Annotated in this window: 11 protein-coding genes; 5 read left to right on the forward strand and 6 right to left on the reverse strand. The window is 46.1% G+C overall.

The window, feature by feature from the left end:
- Nucleotides 1-42: 42 nt before the first annotated feature.
- On the reverse strand, nt 43-189 hold the full coding sequence (locus AC5JL8_RS03745; RefSeq protein WP_495878439.1) for a DUF1349 domain-containing protein: 147 nt from the start codon (nt 187-189) through the stop codon (nt 43-45).
- The gene (locus AC5JL8_RS03750; RefSeq protein ID WP_495878440.1) at nt 186-686 is read right to left on the reverse strand and encodes a MarR family winged helix-turn-helix transcriptional regulator; all 501 of its coding nucleotides are present in this window, start codon (nt 684-686) and stop codon (nt 186-188) included. Before AC5JL8_RS03750 ends, AC5JL8_RS03745 begins: the two co-directional genes overlap by 4 nt.
- A gap of 99 nt (nt 687-785) precedes the next feature.
- On the opposite strand from AC5JL8_RS03750, the gene AC5JL8_RS03755 reads away from it, so the two are divergent.
- Genes AC5JL8_RS03755 through AC5JL8_RS03775 form a run of 5 tightly spaced genes read left to right on the forward strand, consistent with a single transcriptional unit; the run spans nt 786 to nt 2624 of the window.
- On the forward strand, nt 786-938 hold the full coding sequence (locus AC5JL8_RS03755) for a hypothetical protein (protein WP_495878441.1): 153 nt from the start codon (nt 786-788) through the stop codon (nt 936-938).
- A 46-nt stretch (nt 939-984) separates the two neighbouring features.
- Nucleotides 985-1380, forward strand: coding sequence for a RidA family protein (locus tag AC5JL8_RS03760; RefSeq protein WP_495878442.1), 396 nt, complete (start codon nt 985-987; stop codon nt 1378-1380).
- Between the two features lie 39 nt (nt 1381-1419).
- On the forward strand, nt 1420-1932 hold the full coding sequence (locus tag AC5JL8_RS03765) for a DMT family transporter (RefSeq protein ID WP_495878443.1): 513 nt from the start codon (nt 1420-1422) through the stop codon (nt 1930-1932).
- Nucleotides 1933-1952: 20 nt separating this feature from the next.
- A complete protein-coding gene (locus AC5JL8_RS03770) occupies nt 1953-2444 on the forward strand; it encodes a DMT family transporter (RefSeq protein ID WP_495878444.1) in 492 nt (163 codons plus the stop codon).
- 42 nt (nt 2445-2486) lie between these two features.
- Nucleotides 2487-2624, forward strand: a complete 138-nt coding sequence (locus AC5JL8_RS03775) for a cyclase family protein (protein ID WP_495878445.1) — start codon at nt 2487-2489, stop codon at nt 2622-2624.
- A gap of 235 nt (nt 2625-2859) precedes the next feature.
- Here the strand turns inward: AC5JL8_RS03775 and AC5JL8_RS03780 are convergent, their stop codons facing one another.
- From AC5JL8_RS03780 to AC5JL8_RS03795, 4 genes are all read right to left on the reverse strand, one after another.
- On the reverse strand, nt 2860-3174 hold the full coding sequence (locus AC5JL8_RS03780; protein WP_495878446.1) for a hypothetical protein: 315 nt from the start codon (nt 3172-3174) through the stop codon (nt 2860-2862).
- A gap of 284 nt (nt 3175-3458) precedes the next feature.
- The gene (locus AC5JL8_RS03785) at nt 3459-4076 is read right to left on the reverse strand and encodes a hypothetical protein (RefSeq protein ID WP_495878447.1); all 618 of its coding nucleotides are present in this window, start codon (nt 4074-4076) and stop codon (nt 3459-3461) included.
- Between the two features lie 320 nt (nt 4077-4396).
- Nucleotides 4397-4792 carry a hypothetical protein gene (locus AC5JL8_RS03790; protein WP_495878448.1) on the reverse strand — a complete coding sequence of 132 codons (396 nt, stop codon included), beginning with the start codon at nt 4790-4792 and terminating at the stop codon, nt 4397-4399.
- 57 nt (nt 4793-4849) lie between these two features.
- Nucleotides 4850-5074: an ASCH domain-containing protein gene (locus AC5JL8_RS03795; protein ID WP_495878449.1), complete on the reverse strand. Its 225-nt coding sequence runs from the start codon at nt 5072-5074 to the stop codon at nt 4850-4852.
- Between the last annotated feature and the right edge of the window lie 54 nt (nt 5075-5128).

Genomic DNA, 5128 nt, shown 5'->3' on the forward strand with positions numbered 1-5128 from the left:
AAGTATCAAATTGTACCTATATAAATCAATTCATCCTTTCATTCAGCAATGCCGGTAAAAGAAATGACCATTATCACGAATAAAGCCATAATGAGTTTTTCGCCAGAAGTCAGTTTTTGAGTTTGTTGTCAACAAAACTTGATGAGCACTATGTGACCATTGGGCAGGTTCATTCAGCCATTGCATCATGTTTCATTCTCCTCAAGTGACACTAAGAATTTGCGTAGAAGCGTTGTGATAGACCGTACTTCAGTAGTTGTGAACCCAGTCAGGAGTTGCTGTTCTTGCTCAAATAAAACAGGCATCACGGTATCCGCCAGATGAATGCCTTTGGCGGTGAGTTGTACAATCACACTGCGGCGATCGCCAGAGTCACGCAGGCGGATCACAATGCCATCTTGCTCCAGGCGATCAATCCGGTTTGTCATTGCCCCTGAAGACAACATCAGCAGATCGTAGAGATCCGTCGGTTTCAGTTGATAGGGCGCTCCCTGACGTTTTAGGGTTGCTAGCACATCAAACGACCAGATACTTAGCCCATACTTTGCCAGTACGGTTTCTCGGTGCTTTTCAAGCAAGCGGGCAATTCGCAGCACACGACCCACCACTGCTAACGCCGAAGAGTCAAGTTGAGGTGACTCCTGCCACCACTGCTCCAGAATTTGGTCAATGTAGTCCTGTTTCATGGGGTGATTATATCTCGATATCGAGATTCTTGACATTTACATTTATCCTAAGTATCTTGATATCAAGATACTTAAGAATTCGTTCACGAAGGAACAGTGATGAAGGTTTTACTCACAAGTGCAATGGATTACATTGGCAGCGCGATCGCTCACACCTTGCAAACATCTGGGCATCAAGTGATTGGACTTGCCCGCTCAGACTCAGAGGAACTGACTTATGGTTCTTATGATCAGTCTGCAATGGCAGCCTGAAGCGATTTGACTTTAAACATTCACCAAATGGTCAACGGAGATCAAGATGGAACGGCGAATCATTAACCCCTGGAACTGGCAAGCTGAACAGGGATGGTCATGGGCGATCGAGACAAACAGTGCACAACGCACGCTCTACTGTGCTGGACAAGTTTCAATGGATGGGGATGGCAAACTGCTTCATGTTGGTGATATGCGTGGCCAAATTAACCAGGCACTCGATAATCTGGAAACTGTTTTAAGCCAGGCAAATTATCAACTTGCAGACGTGGTACGAATCGATTACTACACAACGGATGCCGATTGCTTAATGGCAAATTGGGATGCTATCAAAGAGCGATTAGTGGCAGCAGGATGCCGGGCAGGGGGAGTATTACTGGGCGTTTCGCGGCTGGCGTTCCCGGAACTGCTGATCGAAATTGAAGCGATCGCTGTTCAGTAACTTGGCTATCCACTGAAGATTCTCTGACTCACACAAGTTATGACTACTAACCGTTTGAGTCGCTTACCTGCGATTATGCTCCGCGTAAGGTCTAAAATTGCTTCTCGCTGCCAAATCTACCTGTACTTGCTATTGGCATTGCTAAGTGGAGCGGTATTGCCGATTCAAGTCAGCCTGAATGCTCAACTCGCACGTTCCCTCAACTCAGTTGCTTTAGCTGCTGATATTTCCTACCTCGTTGGCGCACTGGCTTTAATTGCACTCCTGTTCACCCGACAGTTTGGTGATCCTGACTGGTCTGCCCTATCCAAAGCACCGCGATGGAGCTTTGTAGGTGGAGTTTTAGGCGCTGGCTATATTACTTCCAGTATCTACTTCACTGCCCTACTGGGGCCAACCTTAACCCTGGGATTTGTGACCTGTGGACAGGCGATCGCAGGCATGATCACAGATCATTTTGGTTGGCTAGGAGTCCCTCAACATCGCATGACACGCCATCGCCGCTTTGCCATCGGGCTATTGCTGGTTGCGCTCTTTTTTCTGGCTCAGTAAGTTACTGTTTTTCCTTGCTTATGAACACGTTACTCGCACTCCTCGGTGCAGGGTCAGGTGGTGTCTTGATTGCAATCGGTGCTGCTGCGAATGCTCGCTTAAGGCAAACACTCCACTCTTCAATTGCGGCTGCCGCAATTAACTTCATTGCTGGCTTTACAGCTCTGGCGCTACTGATGATTTTGCACCTTTTTCCAATCCCACCCCTTGAGCGCCTGCTGACGGTTCCCTGGTGGGCGTTTCTGGGAGGATTTCTAGGAGCAGCTTTCGTCACGTTGAGTACCCTGGTCGTGCCAAAATTGGGATTAACAACCACAACGCTCTGCGTCGTTTGCAGTCAGATGATTCTCTCTGTGGTAATTGATCAATTGGGCTGGTTTAGCATGGCACCCCGTCCGATCACCGCTTCTAGAATTATTGCAATTGGGTTGCTCATGTTGGCAATCACCCTCACCCAGTTAGACCGTGACTCTCATCAACTTTCACAAGCGATCGTCCCTAAAATTGATTGAAAACCGTGAAAAGTCAGAATAGAAACGCATTCTTCAATCAGGATGCTCAAGGTATTATGCAATGTCCCAGGATTTAACAGCAATGCTACACAGTTTTTACTCAACCAACGGCAAATTGCAAATGTGGGAATAGATACTCATGGTGTAGACCCTGGACACGATCCTAGTGGGTGCTACTAACCGTCTGGTGTTGGCACAGTCTGGTATTGTGCTAGAAAATCTTAGCAATTTAGACCAATTACCAACCAAGGGACTAAACTCGCGATCGCAGTTCTGAGATTACGTGGAGGTTCCGGTTCTCTTGTAGGCGTGTTGGCCTTCGTACCTTAACTTTTGTGTTGGTTAGGCACAAGACTCGAAAAATGCCCCGCTGTACCATAAATAAGTGACACGGGATTTGCTGGGATTTGCTGACCTACACCGCCACTACCCAATCGCACACAACCGACTTACAACCGTCCGCAAAGTTAACCCCAACCATCCACTGACTCAAATATTCATTCCATACTGGCTCACCATCAGCAACCCCAACAGCATCACCAATCCTTGCAATTAGCTCAGTGTAGAAAGAACCCGCAGAATCTTGCCCCTGCCGTAATTTCAGCCTTAACCCTTTCCAGCCTTGGGCAGCCTGATTTAATGTTTGGGGAATGTCGGGTGTGTCAGTAACTTGAGTTTGTATATCTTCTATATTACTGGAGACTGACACGGAATCTGAATTTTGCGGCATTGATGATGTGTCACCAAAGGGCGTTTGTAACTTTATATTATTAGTAACTGACACCGATTCATCTCGATTTAACCAGCGTCCGAAAATCACATTACGCTTATCATCGGGTGGAACAAACTTTCAATCCAAGCGTTCGACAAGGATAAAACTGTATCAATTCAATTGAAGTCTCGGAAATTTAAAGGCTTCAAACAATTAGATAGCTAGGGCTTGGCAACATTGAGAGCAAAAACAAACTCACTCCGGTGGGTTTGTTTTTGCGGAGAGTACTACCCGCAAGCAGTTTACTTCACCTGCTCACGGTTGCTATTGCGTTCCGCAGAGGCATCACCTGTAAAAGGAGTGGTAAAGCCTGTAATGGAACCAGTAAATGTCTCCTGGAAGGAGTCATATTTGTTGTCGTACTTGTAGGTCGTTCCGTTGTAGTATTGTGTTGATTTACCACTACGCGAATAGCGGTAGCCCCCATTTGTGTACGTGCCAGAAAGGTTCACCGTGACCGGCCCGGCATTCCAGTTGTAGGTATAACATGAAGGATCTGAAGGATTGAGCGTGGCTTTGACGCTCACGTTCCCGCCCGGATTCGTGGAAACGATGCCCGCGTATGCGGGCCCAGAGCAAGAGATAGAACTAGAGTAGCTAGAAACACTAATGTAACCCTGCCGCACGCCGCTCAAGAAGTCATCGTACGAACTCGCATAGAAACACGACGTATCATTATTTGAGCATCCAGTGGCGTAATCGGAAGTAGTCATGAATTTCGTGTTCACTGTCCCCTGACCCGCCTTCCAGGGGGAGGCGGCGAACGCCAACGGCGACGTGATTAGAGTGGCAGCCATCACATACGCTAACAAGCTGCAAATTTCCTTGCTTTTTTCTTTCAAAGTATTTGTGATTTTCATCGATTACTTCCTATAAATATTTTGTTGCTAGCGATTGCCGCTAGTTGAAGGCTTATATCAAAACGGCTGATTACCAGACTTTTGCCATGTGCACATTTCAACAAAATGCAGAGATGCCACATTTGAACCTATTAATCAGTATTTCAGTCGATACTGCTAGCGACCTAAAGGCGAGCGCCATTAAACGAATGCTGTTTGTTTCATTTGCTGGTGAGAATTAAAACTGTTATTTTTACGTTCTTTTTCCAAACTTGATGATTTTACTGACAAAATAGTATCAGTTTGTTTGCTGCATTCCAAAACTATGTATTAAATTTTAATTAGATAAAAAATGGATTATGGTAGTAATCGACCATGAGGAAAGCGCAATCTGAAAAAATGTTACCAGGCTGACCGACTCTACACCCGTATTCGCCGAAATTATGGTGATGGGTTACGGCGATCACCTGGCTCAAGTCTGGTTTGCTGGAGTCGAACTCCACCGCGATAACTGGACGAATCCCGGCTTCGACCATCCCCGCTTCAATCCCGCCGCCACCCGCGAAAAGTACTACGGCGAGCGGGGCATCATCTAGCAGAACTGGTTTAAATTTTGTGTTATCAAAATTTTTGCAGACATCTAAAATTTTTGGTGATGTCTTTTTGGATTTTGCTTTTTTGATAAAAGTGACGATATTCTCTCGTGTTGCCCCTTCTTGTTGCAGTGTACGAATCATTGTCACTGCACTGCAAGGAATTGAACCAATACTTCGCCTGACTTCGGGCCGTTTTAGTCATGCAACCACCTCCATGACCAAATCATCGGGCACTTCAAAAATCCCCAGTTGACCAATGTAAGGAATCGGTGTAATCTCTCGCGGGTTTTCTAACTGCCAATGGTACAGAAGAGGCAATCCCCAGCCAGATGCAACTTGTGAGAACCGACAGTCTACTATTGTGACTATACCGATGACTTGGCCACGACGTAGAGAGATTAATTCTGGGATTATTACCCCCATCAGGGGAAACGCACCTTATTTCCTAACAAAAACTAATAAGGATTTCAAAGTCAT

The sequence above is a fragment of the Mojavia sp. genome, assembly GCF_059505145.1.

Coding starts and splice junctions, on each gene's coding strand:
- AC5JL8_RS03765 (WP_495878443.1), top strand. CDS start 1,420: ATGACTACTAACCGTTTGAGTCGCTTACCTGCGATTATGCTCCGCGTA.
- AC5JL8_RS03780 (WP_495878446.1), bottom strand. CDS start 3,174: ATGCCGCAAAATTCAGATTCCGTGTCAGTCTCCAGTAATATAGAAGAT.
- AC5JL8_RS03775 (WP_495878445.1), top strand. CDS start 2,487: ATGCTCAAGGTATTATGCAATGTCCCAGGATTTAACAGCAATGCTACA.
- AC5JL8_RS03790 (WP_495878448.1), bottom strand. CDS start 4,792: ATGATTCGTACACTGCAACAAGAAGGGGCAACACGAGAGAATATCGTC.
- AC5JL8_RS03760 (WP_495878442.1), top strand. CDS start 985: ATGGAACGGCGAATCATTAACCCCTGGAACTGGCAAGCTGAACAGGGA.
- AC5JL8_RS03785 (WP_495878447.1), bottom strand. CDS start 4,076: ATGAAAATCACAAATACTTTGAAAGAAAAAAGCAAGGAAATTTGCAGC.
- AC5JL8_RS03745 (WP_495878439.1), bottom strand. CDS start 189: ATGATGCAATGGCTGAATGAACCTGCCCAATGGTCACATAGTGCTCAT.
- AC5JL8_RS03755 (WP_495878441.1), top strand. CDS start 786: ATGAAGGTTTTACTCACAAGTGCAATGGATTACATTGGCAGCGCGATC.
- AC5JL8_RS03795 (WP_495878449.1), bottom strand. CDS start 5,074: ATGGGGGTAATAATCCCAGAATTAATCTCTCTACGTCGTGGCCAAGTC.
- AC5JL8_RS03770 (WP_495878444.1), top strand. CDS start 1,953: ATGAACACGTTACTCGCACTCCTCGGTGCAGGGTCAGGTGGTGTCTTG.
- AC5JL8_RS03750 (WP_495878440.1), bottom strand. CDS start 686: ATGAAACAGGACTACATTGACCAAATTCTGGAGCAGTGGTGGCAGGAG.